The sequence below is a fragment of the Nostoc sp. UCD121 genome, assembly GCF_014222285.1.
Taxonomy (GTDB): Bacteria; Cyanobacteriota; Cyanobacteriia; order Cyanobacteriales; family Nostocaceae; genus Nostoc.
This window is the reverse complement of record NZ_JACKZS010000174.1, coordinates 1-16231: the sequence shown is the minus strand read 5'-3', so window position 1 is coordinate 16231 and position 16231 is coordinate 1. Positions and strand designations below refer to the sequence as shown.

Sequence of the window (16231 nt, the reverse complement as noted above, 5' to 3'; positions counted from 1 at the left end):
GGATATAGGAGGCAGACAAGGAGAATAACCAATGCCCTTATTTTACGTTTTTATGTCTTTTCTTATAATTTTGTTAAGTAAATTAAATCCAACAGGCCATAGACAGATATGATCGATTGCGGGTTTTGTAATTAAGTTATTGAATTTTTTAAGACAATTGGAAGGAGAAAGGGGAAAATGTTTGACGCTGTATCTGACTTGTTTAACGCTTTTACCAGTATCAATTGGGAAGTTATTTTCCAATTGCTGTCCGTGGCGCTAATTGTAATTGCTGGCCCAGTAGTAATCTTTTTGTTGGCATTTCGCAACGGCAACCTATAAGATTTCTGAGTGCTGATTAAGAGTTAGGGGTGAGGAGCGATGCCCTGAGCCTGCCAAAGGGTTAGGAGTGAGTAATTAAATTTTATTCTCAACTCATAACTCATAAATCAGCACTCATAATGTTACAGTCACAAGTGATAGGTTAATTAAGAACTCCTAACTTTTAACTGATAACGCTTGAAGTGCAGCTTGAATAATACTGTCATACTGTGGCTGAGAAATATCAACTTCTTTAGCGTTTTGACGATTAGTACCAAGTAAACCGATTATATGTCCTGGCTGCATGACTAATACCTTACCTTCAGGGTTTTTAATTCTTAATTCTGCTTCAATGCCGTTTTTATAGAAACCACAAGTATAGTTTCGCTGATTGTACTCAAAGTTGGTACTTGACGAAATAGGTGGCGAAGCAAAAAATTGTTGAATCTGAATTGGCAATCTAACACCGACTAACTCTAGCTCGATGGTGGTGTTGCCGTTAAAATAATTTTCTCGCAGTTTGTAAGCTACATCCACTCGCGGCGGTAAGCGGAAGTAGTCGCCCCAACGCCAAGCGATCGCTTTAATTCTGTACTCCTGATTATCAATAATTTGGGCAATTGTCAGTTTGATGTGACCTTTGCCTACGATTTTTTGCTCAACCACCTGAACATTAGGTGTCCAAAAAACTGGATCGGGGTTGTCCATACCGCAGGGATGTAGAGCATTAAGCTGTTGGTAAAGCTGCTGATTGATCTGATCCAGGTTGACTTCGGCATCAATTTTGAGCAGAGGCTTGAGATGCTGGGGTTCAAGACACTGGTTAGCAAACTCAATCAAACGCGATCGCACCATTTGTAAATTCTCTGCTGGTAGAGAGAATCCCCCTGCGGCTTTGTGTCCGCCATATTTGCCTAGTAAATCGTGACAATATTCCAAAGCTTCAAACACATTAAACTCTGGAATTGAGCGTGCAGAACCGCGTATATGTTCCCCATCCTCATAAGTACCGATAAATACAGGAACGCCGTAGCGTTCTACCAAGCGTGAGGCGACAATGCCAATAACGCCGTGATGCCAATTGGGTTGAACAACAATTAATACACGATCTTGTTGTAGAGATGTAACAAATTCTGCTTCTACATAAGCGATCGCTTCTTGTTCAATTTGCTGACACATCTCCTGGCGAGAAGCATTGATTTGTTCGCATTGCATTGCTCTTTCCAGCGCTACTCCCATATCATCTGTAGTCAGCAATTCAATCACAGTTTGGGGATTACCAATCCGACCAATAGCATTAATTCGGGGCCCCAAGCGAAACCCAATATCTTCAGGCTTGAGCGATTTTGGATTTTGGACTTTGGATTTTGGACTTGTACTGAGCGAAGTCGTTGGCGCAGCCTCTCGCAGAGAAGTATTAGAAATTTCCTCCCCTGCTCCCCTGCTCCCCTGCTCCCCTACTTTCTCATCTCCTCTCGCCTGTACGCCGCCTACCTGAATTAACGCTTGTATTCCAGCTAAGTTGGATTTGGGTAAATGCTGTAAACCACGTTTCACCCAACGACGATTCACGCCAGTTAAGGGAGCTAAATCTGCGATCGTTCCTAGTGTAAATAATGCTAGCATCGGCTGGATCAAACCCTTAGTCTCTCCTAGCTGTTGTGCGAGAGACACTGCCAAGATGTAGGCAACACCAACACCAGCAACACCCCGATAAGGTGAGGATTCAGCTATTAGTTTGGGGTTGAGGATAGCATTAGCTGGCGGTAATTTTTGGGGTATATCATGGTGATCTGTGATAATCACTGCTAAACCAAGTTCTCTAGCTCTAGCGACTGGTTCAAATGCAGAGATGCCATTATCTACAGTCAGAATTAGTCCTACACCTTCACTGTAGAATTCTTCAACTATGCGTTTATTAATACCGTAGCCTTCATGCATCCGGCTGGGAATAGCATAATCTACTTGTGCGCCCAAAGTGCGGAGGCTACGCAAAAGTAGAGCCGTGCTGGTCATTCCATCAGCATCGTAGTCACCACAAATAGCAATTTTTGTTTGAGAAGCGATCGCATTTTGCAACAACTCCAAACTAATCGCCAAATCTGGGAAATCTTCTAACGGCGAAGGTAAGACTAAAGACTCTGGATTTAAAAATGCTTGTACCTGTTCTGGTGTTTCCATACCCCGATTAATCAACAACTGGCTGACAATGGGTGAAATTTTTGTCAAATATGCCAGATTTTGGGCAAATTCTGGTTTTTGTGGATAAATTTGCCAGCGCTGATCAGGTAAGCGTCGGTGAGGTTTTGAGAGTTCAGATACAGGTCGGTCTAGCACAAGACAAGTTAGGAGTTAGAAGTTATGAGTATTGAATTTAAAGTTATTTCTTAACTCATAACTAATAACATTAATTTGCTATCTAAAACACGTTTATCCTACCATCATCCATAATATATAACGAGCGATCGCCCGGAGAGCGCCAAGTCGGACGGAGTTCCAGCCGCAATGTGCCAAAGTTAGGTTTCGAGACAATTGCTTGTAGTGATAAACCCTTTTCGCTCCAAAATATCAGTGATGTATTTGGCTCTGTACCCTCTATTTGTTCTAAACTTAGTTTCTGTCCTGGACTCAAGGATATTGCATCAGTCCCGGAGGGTTTTTGAATTTTTATCAGGTTGGGTGTGCTATTTATAACTTCAACCCGGATGTGTTGCCCAGGTGTAAACTGAATTGGATGCGACCCGCACTTAGAGGCACAAGTTCTAGCTAAAGTAGCACTGGGATTATTGATTGATGCAACTAGAACGGTAGCTGCAACTAAAGCAAATGACAGAGGCTTAAACATAATACACAGTATAAGTACTAAACTGAAATATTACTTCAATTTAGTAATATTAAGCCTCAGCATATTTTCCAGAATTAGAACTGTGATGAGTTTTTAACCAAACCGTCCACTGATATAGTCCTCAGCTTCTTTAGTTTGAGGAGAACTGAACATTTGGGCTGTAGGATTAAACTCAACTAATTTTCCGCGACGTTTACCATGCTCGTCAATTTCTGTATTGAAGAAAGCCGTGTAATCTGCGACTCTAGAAGCTTGCTGCATATTGTGAGTCACCATGATGATGGTATATTGCTGCTTGAGTTCTAAGCAGAGTTCTTCTACTTGGCGGCTAGAAATGGGGTCGAGAGCAGAACATGGTTCATCCATTAATAATACATCTGGCTTCATAGCGATCGCACGAGCAATACAAAGTCGTTGCTGTTGTCCACCAGATAATGCAGTACCCTTCTCTTTGAGTTTATCTTTGACTTCATCCCAGATAGCAGCGCGTCTGAGGGAATCTTCTACCAATTCATCGATGTTACCTTTATAACCGTTAGCACGCGGCCCAAAGGAAATATTTTCGTATATAGACTTGGGGAAAGGATTCGGTCTTTGAAAAACCATTCCGATTTGGCGGCGTAATTTGACAGAATTTATCTTAGGATCGTAAATATTGCGATCGCGATAATTCAATCTACCCTCAACTTTAGCTCCAGGGATTAAATCATTCATCCGGTTGAAGCAACGCAGTAAGGTACTTTTACCACATCCTGAAGGGCCAATAAAAGCAATAATTTGTTTTGCAGGAATCTTTAAATAGACATCTAAAAGTGCCAAAAGTCCTCCATAATAGACCTTTACACCTTCAACATTGAAGACGTTATTCTCATGGTCGATTGTGGCACTATCTAATTTACTTCTACTGTTGCTATAAGTCATGAAAGCGTATCTCCTAATAACCGTGAATATATCCAATTAGATATTTAATTACCTAACGTATTGAAAAGCGTTGACGGATATAAATTGCTACACCATTTAAAACTAAAATCAAGAGTAACAACGCAATAATTGTTGCTGCTGCTGCACTAGCAAAACCTGGTTCAGGACGAGTAATGTAACTGTAAATTTGAATGGGTAATGCCATAAATCTCTGGAACAAACCAGGGTTAAAGGTGAGAAAACCAACAGCACCTACAACAATTAGAGACGCTGCATCACCAATAGCACGCGATACAGAGATAATTACCCCTGTCAAAATACCAGGAATAGCATAAGGTAAAACGTGACTGCTGATAGTTCGCCATTTAGTGACACCTAATCCATAAGAAGCATTTCTCAGAGAATCTGGAACAGCGCGGATTGCTTCTCTAGCCGTCACAATAATTACTGGTAAAGACAACAAAGATAAAGTTAACGCACCAGAAATCAAAGCGGGGCCAAACCCAAGCAAATAATTGAAAACTCCTAAACCCAGCAATCCGTAGACAATGGAAGGTACACCTGCTAGATTGCTGATATTAATCTCAATAATCACTGTCCACCAAGCTTTAGGTGCATACTCTTCTAGATATAAAGCTGCTCCAACACCAACTGGTACAGTGACTAAAATTACAATAATTCCTAAAAGAATACTACTGACAATAGCCGGACGGATTCCACCTTGGTCAGGAAAACGAGAAGGAGTTTCTGTTAGAAAGCCGGGTGTTAAAAATCTGGCTAATCCATCTCGAAAAATATCGAAAAGTAGCAAAGCCAGAACAAATATACCAATCAGCAACCCTAACAAAAAAATTATTTCAAATACTTTTCCTAATGTTTCCCTACTCTCAACATTATCAGTAAATTCTGCCGCCGAATCCAAAGAATCATCTCGTTGATAACTTGTCGTCATGCCTTTTACTCGTACTTTTCTTTAAAGCGATTAGCAATCCAGTAACTAACAATATTTAAAGCTAGGGTCATTAGAAATAAAAGAGCGCCCACAGCATATAAAGTCTGGAAATTGAGGCTACCACGCGGACTATCCCCACCAGAAATTTGCGCCATGTAAGCTGTCATTGTTTCTACTGATTCCGCAAAGTTAATTGTCAGTTTTGGTTGTTGGCCTGCGGCGATAAGGACAGTCATCGTTTCACCCACCGCACGAGAAATACCCAAAATAATTGAGGCTATAATTCCAGAAAGTGCTGCTGGGAGAACTATTCTAAAAATACTTTCTAGTTTAGTAATACCTAAAGCATAAGCTCCTTCCCGCAAAGAACGTGGAACAGCTTGAATCGCATCTAAGCTAATAGAACCAACAGTAGGAGTAATCATTACCCCCATCATTAGCCCTGCGCTCAAGGCATTAAATATTTCTAGAGGAATAATATTCCGCAGCAATGGTGTGAGGAATAACAGTGCAAAGTAACCATATACTACTGTAGGTATTCCCGCTAAAAGTTCCACTGCTGGACGTAAAATTGCTGCTACTTTTGGTTGAGCATATTCACTCAAGTAAATTGCAGAAGATAAACCCAAAGGAATAGCAACCGCCATAGCAATAGCTGTAGTTAAGAAAGTGCCAGCTATCAAGGGCCAAACGCCAAAATGTCTCTCTGCAAATAGAGGTGTCCATTTAGTATCAAGAAAGAATTCGGCAAAGGAAACTTTTTGGAAAAAACCAAACGCTTCCTGAAAGATAATTACGACAATCCCAAAGGTAGTTAGAACCGAAACTAAAGCACAACTAAATAAAATTACCGCAATAATCTTTTCTGAGATATCTTCAAATGCGTTTTTCTCCAATGACTGTCTGAACTGGAGAGAAGGATCGTCTTGAAAATTAGGATTTTGCATAAATTAGTTAAGCATTTACTAAATTCATACTACAAAAACTGGTCTTTATTTAAATAAAGTTGGTGATTGGTTCACCTGGTTTTGCTGTTTTGAATTTTGTCCCAGTTTCACCAGTAGCCAATTTTTGTTTTACCTTGACGTAAGCTTCATCAGGTAATGCTACATAACCAACGCTATCTACCCACTTCCAAGAATTTTCTAGATAAAAATCTACAAATTCTTTGACTGCTGGCTTGCTATCTAGGGATTTTTTACTAACATAGATAAACAGAGGACGAGACAATGGTGTATAGAGATTTTTGACTACATTATCTATCGGAACTGGTTTTTCACATTTCCCTGTGGGGCTTTCTACAGCAACTAGATTTAGCTTATCTTGGTTTTGAATATAGTAAGATATGCCTACATAACCTAAAGCTGATGCTTCACCTGAGACTCCTTGCACAAGTAAGTTTTGATTATGACTGGGAGTATAATCTGTACGACCATTTTTAGCTTTGCCAGTAACAGCTTGAGTCATATAATCAAACGTTCCAGTATCAGAAGCCGGAGCATACAGTTTCAGTTTTTGGTTAGGAAACTTGGGATTAACTTGATTCCATGTCAAGATTTTGCTGTCTGATTTAGCGCCCCAAATCTTACCCAATTCTTTAATAGTTAGACATTTGGCAAAGTTATTTTGACGATTAGTAATTACAGCGATGCCGTCTAAAGCTACAGGCAACTCGACAAATTCAATATTCTTACTTTTACATTTTTTAATTTCTTCATCTCTAATGGTACGGGAAGCACCAGCTATATCAATATCGCCATTACAAAATTTACTAAAACCGCCACCAGTACCACTTGAGGCAACACTAACTTTTGCTTCAGGTTTCACTTTACCATATTCTTCTGCAACTGCTAAAGAAACAGGGAAACCTACTGCGGCACCATCAATACTCACCTGATTTTTCAATTCCTGTCCACTGTTGCAAGCACTTATACTGCTGGCAATAAGCATTAAAGATGTCAGAAAAAAGCTATCCTTAAATCGGCTACGAAAGCTCATAATTTATCAATTTGAGATAAAGTGATCAGAATTTATTATGCTTGGCTATCTGTTAAGTAGCTCATGCAGCATTAAAAAAATATATTATGCTTTGCTTGCAGCTTGAACTTTATCAAAAATTGCCCCATTTCCAAAAAACTTATTCTGGATAATATCCCAGCCACCTAAATCTTGAGATGTGAATAAAGTTTTAATTGGCGGATGTTGTGAGGCTACTTCTTGACTAACAGTGGGGTTAACAGGACGATATTGTAATTTTCCAAATTCCCGTTGAGCTTCTGTTGAGTAAAGAAAATCAACAAATGCTTGTGCAACTTCTCTTGTACCGTGCTTATCAACGTTTTTATCGACTATTGCTACAGGATTATCAATGGAGATATTCACTTGTGGTACAACATAAGGCAACTTAGCCCCATTTTTACCCGCCAAAATTACCTCATTTTCGTAGTTAATTAAAACATCTCCCTGACCTTTTTGGAAGAATAAATCGCTAGCTTCACGGGCATCTTTTGTCAGAATAGGGGTATTTTTATAAACTTTAGTGACATAATCTAGCGCAGTCGCCTCATCACCGCCTGTTAGACTCACCGAACCCCAAAAAGCCAGGAATTCCCAAATAGCAATACCAGAAGTTTTTGGGTTAGCCGCAATCACTTTCACGCCATCTTTTGCTAAGTCTGCCCAAGTATTTATATCTTTGGGATTACCTTCACGGGTAACGATCGCAGCAACCGATCTACTAACAATACCACTTCTAGGAGCTTTGATTTCCCAACCTGATTTAATCAAACCCGCTTGCTGAATTTTGTTGACATCCAGGGGAAGTGCTAAATGTACTATATCTGCTTCTTGCGAACCGGCAATGACAGCAGCCGCTTGAGCGCCAGAACCTCCATAACTTTGCTCAAAAGTTACGTTCTGTTTATGTTCCTGCTTCCACTTTTCGACAAATTTAGGGATTATCTGGTCATGAGCGGCTTTGGTGACAGAGAATGAAACTAGTTTTAACTTAACATCATTTTTGCTAGCTGAACTGCTTCCCGAACAGGAGGCAACTGCTATACTCAAAAAAGCACCTACTAGAAACAGACTCACAAAGCTTTGTACTGTGTGTCTATTCAACCAATTTCTAATTGTGTGTTGATATGAGAGTTGTATAGTCTGTAATGCTTTAATGACATAAGACTGTATTCTCTCAGTTAGCAATTTACTGAAATCTGTCGTTTGTTGCGACTCGCTCATCAGAATTCACCCCTAAATCTACGGTATTTCTAAGCAGATACCGTATTAAAGATTATAGGGTATATAGAATAATATTTATCATCTGGCTTCGATTTTTTTTACAAGTAGCAATAGTAGGGTCTAAACTTTACGTTCTGCCAAACTTCAAAAAGCTGATTTATTTACAGCATACACACATTATTTTTGTATAGAATTGCCACAATAATTTATTGCGAGAATTGGGAGAAAGCTAAAAAAGTTTCTCGCTTTTGTCCATAAAAGACCTCTCCCTGGTTTTACTACCCAAAACCTGTCCCTCTGCAAAGTGGAGCTACGGTGTACACACATCCTCTACAAAAACAAAATGTTATAGATCCTCCTAAATTCTCCGATAAATTGGAGGAATTTGAGAGATTTTTGCCCTCCTTATTTTTAAGGGGTTGGGGGGATATTAAACTAGAATGATTATCAAAATATATAGCTAAGAATCACATTGCCTTTAAGCTAGGGAATGTCGAAATCCAAGAAAATTATTATATGAATGCTGAAGAATTTTTAAACCAAGGATTGAACCACAGTTCGCAAGGCGATTATCAAGGAGCGAACACAGCTTACACCCAGGCAATCAAGCTCAACCCTAACTTCGCCGAAGCTTACCATAATCGAGGGATTAATCTAGGTGGTCAACTCAAAGATTATCGTGGTGCGATCGCAGATTTTAATCGGGCTATAGAAATAAATCCCAATTCTGCCACAGCCTATTATCACCGGGGTAATGCACGTTACTCTTTAGGCGATTATCAAGAAGCGATCGCAGATTATAACCAAGCATTAGAAATCGATCCAAACCTCGGCCAATCTTACCACAGCCGGGGTAATGCCTACTTTGCCTTAGAAAAATACGACAAAGCGATCGCTGACTATATCCAAACAATAGAAACTAGCACCCAGTTAGCTGATAATATCAATACTGATATTGCCAATGCTTATCATAATCGGGGTGTAGTTTGTTTTGAACGGGGCGATCATCAAGGAGCGATCGCAGATTTTCAACAAGCTTTACAGTGGTATCCCAATTTTGCCGCAGCCTACAGCAATCGGGGTAATATTCATCATATCTTAGGAAATTTCAAGGAAGCGATCGCCGATCATGACCGAGCATTAAAATTAGATCCTAAGTTGGCGGAGGCTTATCATAATCGAGGTAATGCCTACTACTCTTTAGAAAATTATCAAAATGCGATCGCAGATTACAACCGCGCCCTAGAAATAAATCCCAGGTTTGCTGGAGCATATTACAACCGGGGTTTGGTTCTAGCTCATCTCAAAGAATATCACCGAGCAATTGAGGATTTTAATCAAGCGCTAAAGTTCAATCCTGATGATGTGCAAGCTTATTGTGAGCGGGGGCTTGTCCGTAGTACCCTTGAAGACTATGAGGGTGCGATCGCAGATTATGACCGAGCTTTACAAGAAAATCCGACTCTGGCTTTAGTATATGGCTTTCGGGCTAATGCTCTGCGCCGACTGGGAGATTATCAAGGCGCAATTGAAGATAGCAATCGGTTATTACAACTCAATCCTAGTTTAGCTGAAGGATATTGCGATCGCGCGGCGGCTCGTCGTTCTTTAGGAGATCATAAAGGAGCAATTAAAGATTACGATCGGGCATTACAGATTAATGATAAATTAGCCGCAGCTTATTATGGTCGAGGGATTGCCCGTGAAGCTCTGCAAGATTTACAGGGAGCAATTGATGATAATACCCAAGCGATAGAGTTGGTTCCTGAATTTTCGCAAGCGTACTGCAATCGAGGAAATGCTCGTCGTCTTTTGGGGGATGAACAAGGAGCGATCGCAGATTATAATCAAGCATTAGAAATTAATCCTGATTTAATTGAAGCATATTACAATCGCGGTTCAACGCATTATGCTTTAGAAGCTTATGAAAATGCGATCGCAGATTACACCCAAGCTTTACAAATAAATCCTCAATCTGCTGCATTTTACAGCGATCGCGCTAATGCTCGCTATGCTCTAGAAGATTATCAAGGAGCAATCGAAGATTACAGCCGGGCGATCGCGATCGACTCCAGCTTTGCTGAAGACTGGTACAATCGGGGTCGTAGTCGTTCTCTATTGGGAGATTTACAGGGAGCGCTCACAGACTTAAACCAAGCCTTACAACTTCAGCCTCATTGGGCTTCAGCCTACATCCTGCGAGCAGATGTCTACCAAAATCTGGGTGATTCTCAAGGAGCAATTGCGGATTTCCAAAAATCCGCAGATTTGTATTACCAAGAGGGAAATGTTCAGTATTATCAACAAATTATGGAGCTAATTCAACAGCTTCAATAAATTCGTAATTGGGAATTGGGCATTGGGAATTGGGAATTGGGGAAAGAATTCTTCTAACTCCTAACTCCCTACTGCCTTATTTATTCAAAGTAAAAGCGTTCCATGAAGCGGCGGTCAATGCAATCTTTGTAATGCCACAAGAGTTTATGAGGTGGTAAAGTAAAGATGCCTTTTGTTGTAATTGCTCTTCCATCTCCTGTACCAATTAGACTTAAATATTGTTTCTGTGGCTTGTAGGGTTTGAGTGACTTACCTAATATAATTCGCTGCAAATTATTAAATAAAGGTTTACCTTGTCTAACAGCAAATACCCCAGCTTTTGGACGCGGATAATTTACCATTGTGGCGATGTCACCAGATGCAAATACCTGCGGGTGCGTTTGAGATTGCAATGTGTCTTCTACCAGAATAAAACCTTGCTCATCAGTTCCTAGTCCCGCAATTTTTAACCATTCAGGTGCTGAAGCTTGTGTTACCCAAAAAATTTTATTACACTCTACTCTCAAACCAGAGTCGCACTTAATCTCAAATGTTTCTCTAGTTTCCTTGGAGTTTTTAGGTGCGATATTACACACATTTTCTCCAAGATGTAGCTTAATACCCCGTTGGGTGAGAATTTGCTGAAGTTGATGCCGTACTGATTGATGATAATTGGGCATCAGTTGTATGTTGCGCTGAAATAAATGAATTTCCAGATTTTCAATAGGTTGTTGATTTTGATGGAAAATCTGATGTAAATGAGATTGCATCGCCAACGCCAATTCTACACCGCCAGCACCTCCACCTGCGATCGCAATGCGAATTGGTTCTTGAGGATTTTTGCCTATAGCTGCAATTAGTTCATACCAATGTTCCAATAGCTGGGATACTGGTTTAGCTGCGATCGTATATTCTGCTGCTCCTGATACAGACACTCTGGCCGGAGTGCTGCCAATATCAATAGACAGCACATCAAAATCTACCGCCAATCCGTTAGCACAGAGAACTTTGTTGTTTTGCAAGTCTAGGGCAACTACTCTGTCAATATACAAATTTGCTTGAGCAAAGTTAGCCAATGGTTTCAAATCAATATGACATTCATCATGGGTGTAAAATCCAGCAATGTGTCCTGGTAACATTCCAGAGTAGGCTGTCTTTTGATTTGCACTAATCAACGTCAAACGCACTCCGGGTAACGGCTTTATTCCAAACATTTTCAGGGCAATTGCATGGCTGTGTCCGCCACCAATTAGCACTAAGTTTTTAATCATAGTATGTTGACAGTAATTATTAATTATTTTCATGTTGTAAAAAATATTTCATCAATCAATAACAGTCAATTAGCAAAAATATGTCTGGGGATACAGGCTTTCCAAGAAAAAATTAACCAAACTCAGCATAAGTCCCCAAAAGAACATTTAATAATCGCAATTGAACAACTAGAAAATAACACAATAGAAAACAGTTTAGCTGTAATTAATGATTTAGAGCAAATTGCCAAAAATCATCCCCATTACCACTGGATAATTATGAATATTCTTACTAGTTTTATCCGAAAAAATACTCTTTATAGACCCCAAGAAGAAGTAAAGATTAATCTGTTAGAAAAAGTTCGTCTAGATATTCAAGCAGCCCTTACCGTTATCGCTAAAAGAGATATAGATAAAGACCCAAAAAATGAGCAGCTTGATTTGAGTTATATCGACATGAGAGGAGCCAACCTGCATAAGGCGAATCTACAACAGACAAACCTTTATCAAGCTAATCTTGCTGGGGCAAACCTTAGAGAAGCTAATCTTGCAGGAGCAATTCTCAGTGCGGCTAACCTCGAAGGTGCTAACTTAAAAGGAGCTAACCTAGAAGGCGCAATTCTTAGTGCAGCAAACCTTAAAGGAGCTAACTTAAAAGGAGCTAACCTGCATTATGCAAGCTTATATCTAGCTGATTTACATGGGGCAATTCTCAATGATGCCATTCTTGATGGAGCAAACCTTAGAGAAGCTAAATTTTCTGAGTAAAACACCAGCCCTGAAGGCGAAAGTTAAAATTAAAAAGTTTATAGGGTAGGATTTTCACCAATTTTCAGTAATTGTTCTATTTTCGCCCTAATCTACAAATATATTCAATATTATTACTTAGTTAAAGAGGTCTTCTGACACCTATTATAATTTTCTGTTAAATGCTATACTATTTTTTCCAAGCATCTAAGTAATAATTCTAGGTTGTAAGGAAAATCTTTACCATGTCTTCTAAAAAGACAGACACTCTGTTGAATTGGTTGATAACTATAACAGTTATATTTGGCTGCTCATTGATTGTAATTTTCTTTGCTTTATCCAGTATTAAAGAATTGTCAATTCAGGAAAAAATTCAGTATAGAAACCAAGCGTTAACAACTACTGCAATAGTTTTTCTGGCATCGGCGGCAATGTTTAATACCTATTACGCAGCAAAGCGGGCCCAAGCGATGCAGAAAAATGCGATCGCAGCTGAGAAAAACCTAGAAATTGGCCTGCAAAATGCCAAACTCAATCAAGATAGATTGATTTCAGAACGGTTTATGGGTGCAATTGCCCAGCTTGGTCATGATAAAGTTGAAACCCGAACAGGTGCAATTTATGCCTTAGAAAGAGTTGCTCAGGATTTTCCTAAAGAACACTGGACAATCATGGAAATCCTCACTGCCTTTGTGCGAGAAAATGCACCTATCCAGCAGGTGAAGGTTGAGCAACAAAAGCCGGAATATACACCAGATGCTTATTCAGGTAGGCGTAGAGTTGGGCCGCGTCCGACACAACAGTTAGAGCAAAACCTCCATGAAGAATTTCCAACAATCCGCACTGATATTCAAGCAGCCCTAACTGTTATCGGCAGGCGTAATTTACTCGAAGACCCAAAAGATCAGAAACTTGATTTACGTCATATCGACATCAGACGAGCAGACTTGCTAGGAGTTAACCTACAACAAGCAGATTTACGTGGTTCTGACCTGAGTGGGTCTGACCTGCGTGGAGCAGACTTGAGTGAGGCTGACCTGAACGGCGCTAAACTCATTAGGTCTATTCTCTATGAAACCAAATTATTAAAAGCTAGCCTCTGTGGAGCTAATCTATGTTGGGCTAATCTTAATCGTGCTAATCTCTCAGGGGCTAACCTGCGTTCAGCCAACCTTTCGGGAGCAAGTCTGCGTGTAGCGAATCTCCAAGGAGCAAACCTTTATAAAGCCAACTTGCAACAAGCAACTTTGAAAGTCGCTAATCTATCTGGAGCAAAGCTGTTTTTAGCTAACTTGCAAGGTGCAAAACTAGGTAAAGCCAACCTAAATCTAACGGGTTTGATTGGTGCTAACCTTTCAGGGGCTAACCTGAATGGAGCCAACCTTTCAGGGGCTAACTTGAATGCAGCCAAACTCCACCAAACAGAAGTCTATTTTGCCAATCTCTCAGAAGCCAGTTTAACGGAAGCTGACCTGCATCAGGCAAACCTGATTGGAGCCAACCTGCATAGGGCGACCCTTTATCAAGCTAACCTGACTCAGGCAAACCTGATGGGAGCTAACTTTTTAGAAGCTGACCTCAGTGATGTCAAACTGGAAGGGACAATTTTAACAGGGGCTAAAAACTTAGAGTTGCATCAGATTAGAAAGGCACTTGGCGATCGCACTACTCGCTTACCTGATTATATCGAAGCACCGACAGATTGGCGGCAATCAGGTTGAGTTAACGCAGCATCAATTAGTTATTTGGGCGCATTCTACCGTTTTCACTTCAGCTTACTTTTCCAGACTCCAACCCAGTGCTACAGCTACCTCAGCAGCTAATTCTAGCGGATTAAATGGTTTAGCGATCGCACCAATCATTCCCATCTGATTATAACGACGGCGATCGGAAGCCTGGATTTTGGCAGTTAACAAAATTACGGGAATCTTTTTAGTTATCGGATTAGCTTGTAACTTTTCAAAAGTGGCAATCCCATCCATCTCTGGCATCATTACATCTAGTAAAATCGCATCTGGTTGGTAAATCTCAGCTTTCATTATCCCCTCTTCACCTGAACTCGCTGTTTCAACTTTCCAGCCTGCAACCGTTTCCAAGCAAATCTTGGCAACTTCTTGAATATACTGCTCGTTATCAACCACTAGAATTTGCTTTGTTGCCATCATTGTATCTAGGCATAAATAAATTTAAAGTTTGTAGTAAGGACTTTAGTCCTGATAATCCTTGCTCTGAGCGATAAATCGCTCACTACAAACTAAAAGTTTATTTTATATTTAATTATGTCTACCTACTTATCCTTTATAATTTGCTCCTGACGACCATAAATTACAGGAATATTGGAAGAGTTTTGTAAATCAGTATGTGGGAAAGTCCCAAACAACGGCAGAGTGACGTAAAAAGTACTACCTTCCCCCAATGTACTTTCAGCCCAGATGCGTCCGCCGTGCTGTTGCATAATGCTTCTACAAATTGCTAAACCTAAACCAGTACCATCATGGTTACGCGAATCTGAAGAGTCAACTTGTTGAAAGCGCTCAAATATACTCTCAAGTTTGTCAGTTGGGATGCCGCGTCCGGTGTCTTTGATGGTCAACAAAACTTCATCGCCTTCTTGTTGCACCCCCAACCAAATCGTAGATCCAGCAGACGAAAATTTAATGGCGTTACTCAATAGGTTAGTTAAGGTTTGGACAATGCGATCGCAATCTGCCAATACTTGAGCGGATAGAGCAGAAATGGATAGTGTCACTCCGGCTTTGTCAGCCAAAGGCTGGATGACATTTACTGCTTGAGTAATCAAATCAACGATATTGCAGATTTCTGCTTCCATCTTCGCCTTACCCGACTCAATGCGCTCAATGTCTAGGATGTCGTTGATTAAGCGTACTAGGCGTTCGGTGCTATCAGCAGCAATTTGCAACAGACGTTTTCCCTGCTCTGAGTCTGTCGGCAGCAAACCACTGGCTAGCATTCCGAGAGAGCCGTAAATCGAAGTTAAAGGTGTACGGAGTTCATGACTAACAACAGAGACAAACTCATCCTTCATCCGTTCGATTTGCTTGCGCTCTGTGACATCTCGTAAGATAACCGTATAAAATATCTCATCACCCATATCTATTTTAGAGATAGAAGCTTCTGCTGGAAACTCACTTCCATCCTTTCGACGACCATAAATTTCACGTCGTTCTCCCATCCGCCGCGCAACATTGGGAGATTGCCCAAAGTCAGCTACATGTTGACGATGTGCTTGGAAAAAGCGCTGCGGTAAGAGTAAATCAAGACCTTGGCCAATCACTTCCTGGGCAGAGTAACCAAAAATCTTCTCTGCTCCTTGATTAAACAAGGTGATATTGTGGAACCCGTTGATAGAAATAATTGCGTCATCAGCAATATCTAAAATTCGGGCAAATCGGGCTTGAGAAAACCGTAATTCTTCCTGCGTTTGCTGACGTTCATCAAGTTGTGACTGCAACTGCTGATTCACACTTATTAACTCGGCAGTTCGCTCTGCTACCCTTAACTCTAGTTCATTGATAGCTCGGTGAGAGAAAGATGGGGGTGAATTTACTTCGCCTGCTTCGCCTGCTCCCCCTACCCCTCTGCTCGCCTGCTCCCCTGCCCTTCTACCTCGCTGCGTCACACGCTGCCGGAATTTCATTG

14 protein-coding genes are annotated in these 16231 nt (G+C 40.6%); 4 read left to right on the top strand and 10 right to left on the bottom strand.

Going from position 1 to position 16231, the window contains the following annotated elements:
• Positions 1-177 precede the first annotated feature (177 nt).
• The gene (locus tag GNF10_RS27445; protein WP_114086065.1) at positions 178-321 is read left to right on the top strand and encodes a photosystem II reaction center protein Ycf12/Psb30; all 144 of its coding nucleotides are present in this window, start codon (positions 178-180) and stop codon (positions 319-321) included.
• Between the two features lie 156 nt (positions 322-477).
• Here GNF10_RS27445 and GNF10_RS27440 read toward each other — a convergent pair whose 3' ends face one another.
• From GNF10_RS27440 to GNF10_RS27410, 7 genes are all read right to left on the bottom strand, one after another.
• Entirely contained in the window at positions 478-2637 is a 2160-nt protein-coding gene (locus tag GNF10_RS27440) for a DHH family phosphoesterase (protein WP_185585877.1), read from the bottom strand.
• Between the two features lie 82 nt (positions 2638-2719).
• Complete coding sequence (locus GNF10_RS27435) at positions 2720-3145, bottom strand: hypothetical protein (RefSeq protein WP_185585876.1); 426 nt, start codon at positions 3143-3145, stop codon at positions 2720-2722.
• Positions 3146-3238: 93 nt separating this feature from the next.
• Positions 3239-4066, bottom strand: coding sequence for a phosphate ABC transporter ATP-binding protein PstB (pstB, locus tag GNF10_RS27430; protein ID WP_185585875.1), 828 nt, complete (start codon positions 4064-4066; stop codon positions 3239-3241).
• 52 nt (positions 4067-4118) lie between these two features.
• Positions 4119-5018, bottom strand: a complete 900-nt coding sequence (gene pstA / locus GNF10_RS27425; RefSeq protein ID WP_185585874.1) for a phosphate ABC transporter permease PstA — start codon at positions 5016-5018, stop codon at positions 4119-4121.
• Positions 5019-5023: 5 nt separating this feature from the next.
• A complete protein-coding gene (pstC, locus tag GNF10_RS27420) occupies positions 5024-5965 on the bottom strand; it encodes a phosphate ABC transporter permease subunit PstC (protein ID WP_185585873.1) in 942 nt (313 codons plus the stop codon).
• Between the two features lie 49 nt (positions 5966-6014).
• The gene (locus tag GNF10_RS27415) at positions 6015-7016 is read right to left on the bottom strand and encodes a PstS family phosphate ABC transporter substrate-binding protein (RefSeq protein ID WP_185585872.1); all 1002 of its coding nucleotides are present in this window, start codon (positions 7014-7016) and stop codon (positions 6015-6017) included.
• An 84-nt stretch (positions 7017-7100) separates the two neighbouring features.
• Complete coding sequence (locus GNF10_RS27410; protein ID WP_185585871.1) at positions 7101-8258, bottom strand: sulfate ABC transporter substrate-binding protein; 1158 nt, start codon at positions 8256-8258, stop codon at positions 7101-7103.
• A 516-nt stretch (positions 8259-8774) separates the two neighbouring features.
• Between GNF10_RS27410 and GNF10_RS27405 the strand changes: the two genes are divergently transcribed.
• Complete coding sequence (locus tag GNF10_RS27405) at positions 8775-10595, top strand: tetratricopeptide repeat protein (RefSeq protein WP_185585870.1); 1821 nt, start codon at positions 8775-8777, stop codon at positions 10593-10595.
• Positions 10596-10675: 80 nt separating this feature from the next.
• Here the strand turns inward: GNF10_RS27405 and GNF10_RS27400 are convergent, their stop codons facing one another.
• Entirely contained in the window at positions 10676-11845 is a 1170-nt protein-coding gene (locus GNF10_RS27400; protein WP_260446135.1) for an FAD-dependent oxidoreductase, read from the bottom strand.
• Between the two features lie 3 nt (positions 11846-11848).
• On the opposite strand from GNF10_RS27400, the gene GNF10_RS27395 reads away from it, so the two are divergent.
• Positions 11849-12592 (top strand): pentapeptide repeat-containing protein, encoded by a 744-nt coding sequence (locus GNF10_RS27395; RefSeq protein ID WP_185585868.1) that lies wholly within the window; start codon positions 11849-11851, stop codon positions 12590-12592.
• A 224-nt stretch (positions 12593-12816) separates the two neighbouring features.
• Positions 12817-14292 carry a pentapeptide repeat-containing protein gene (locus GNF10_RS27390; RefSeq protein ID WP_185580717.1) on the top strand — a complete coding sequence of 492 codons (1476 nt, stop codon included), beginning with the start codon at positions 12817-12819 and terminating at the stop codon, positions 14290-14292.
• Positions 14293-14346: 54 nt separating this feature from the next.
• Here the strand turns inward: GNF10_RS27390 and GNF10_RS27385 are convergent, their stop codons facing one another.
• Both GNF10_RS27385 and GNF10_RS27380 read right to left on the bottom strand, forming a co-directional pair.
• A complete protein-coding gene (locus tag GNF10_RS27385) occupies positions 14347-14733 on the bottom strand; it encodes a response regulator (protein ID WP_185580718.1) in 387 nt (128 codons plus the stop codon).
• A gap of 125 nt (positions 14734-14858) precedes the next feature.
• Positions 14859-16231, bottom strand: a 1373-nt coding sequence (locus GNF10_RS27380; protein WP_260446337.1) for a cell wall metabolism sensor histidine kinase WalK, incomplete at its 5' end; no start/stop codon positions are given.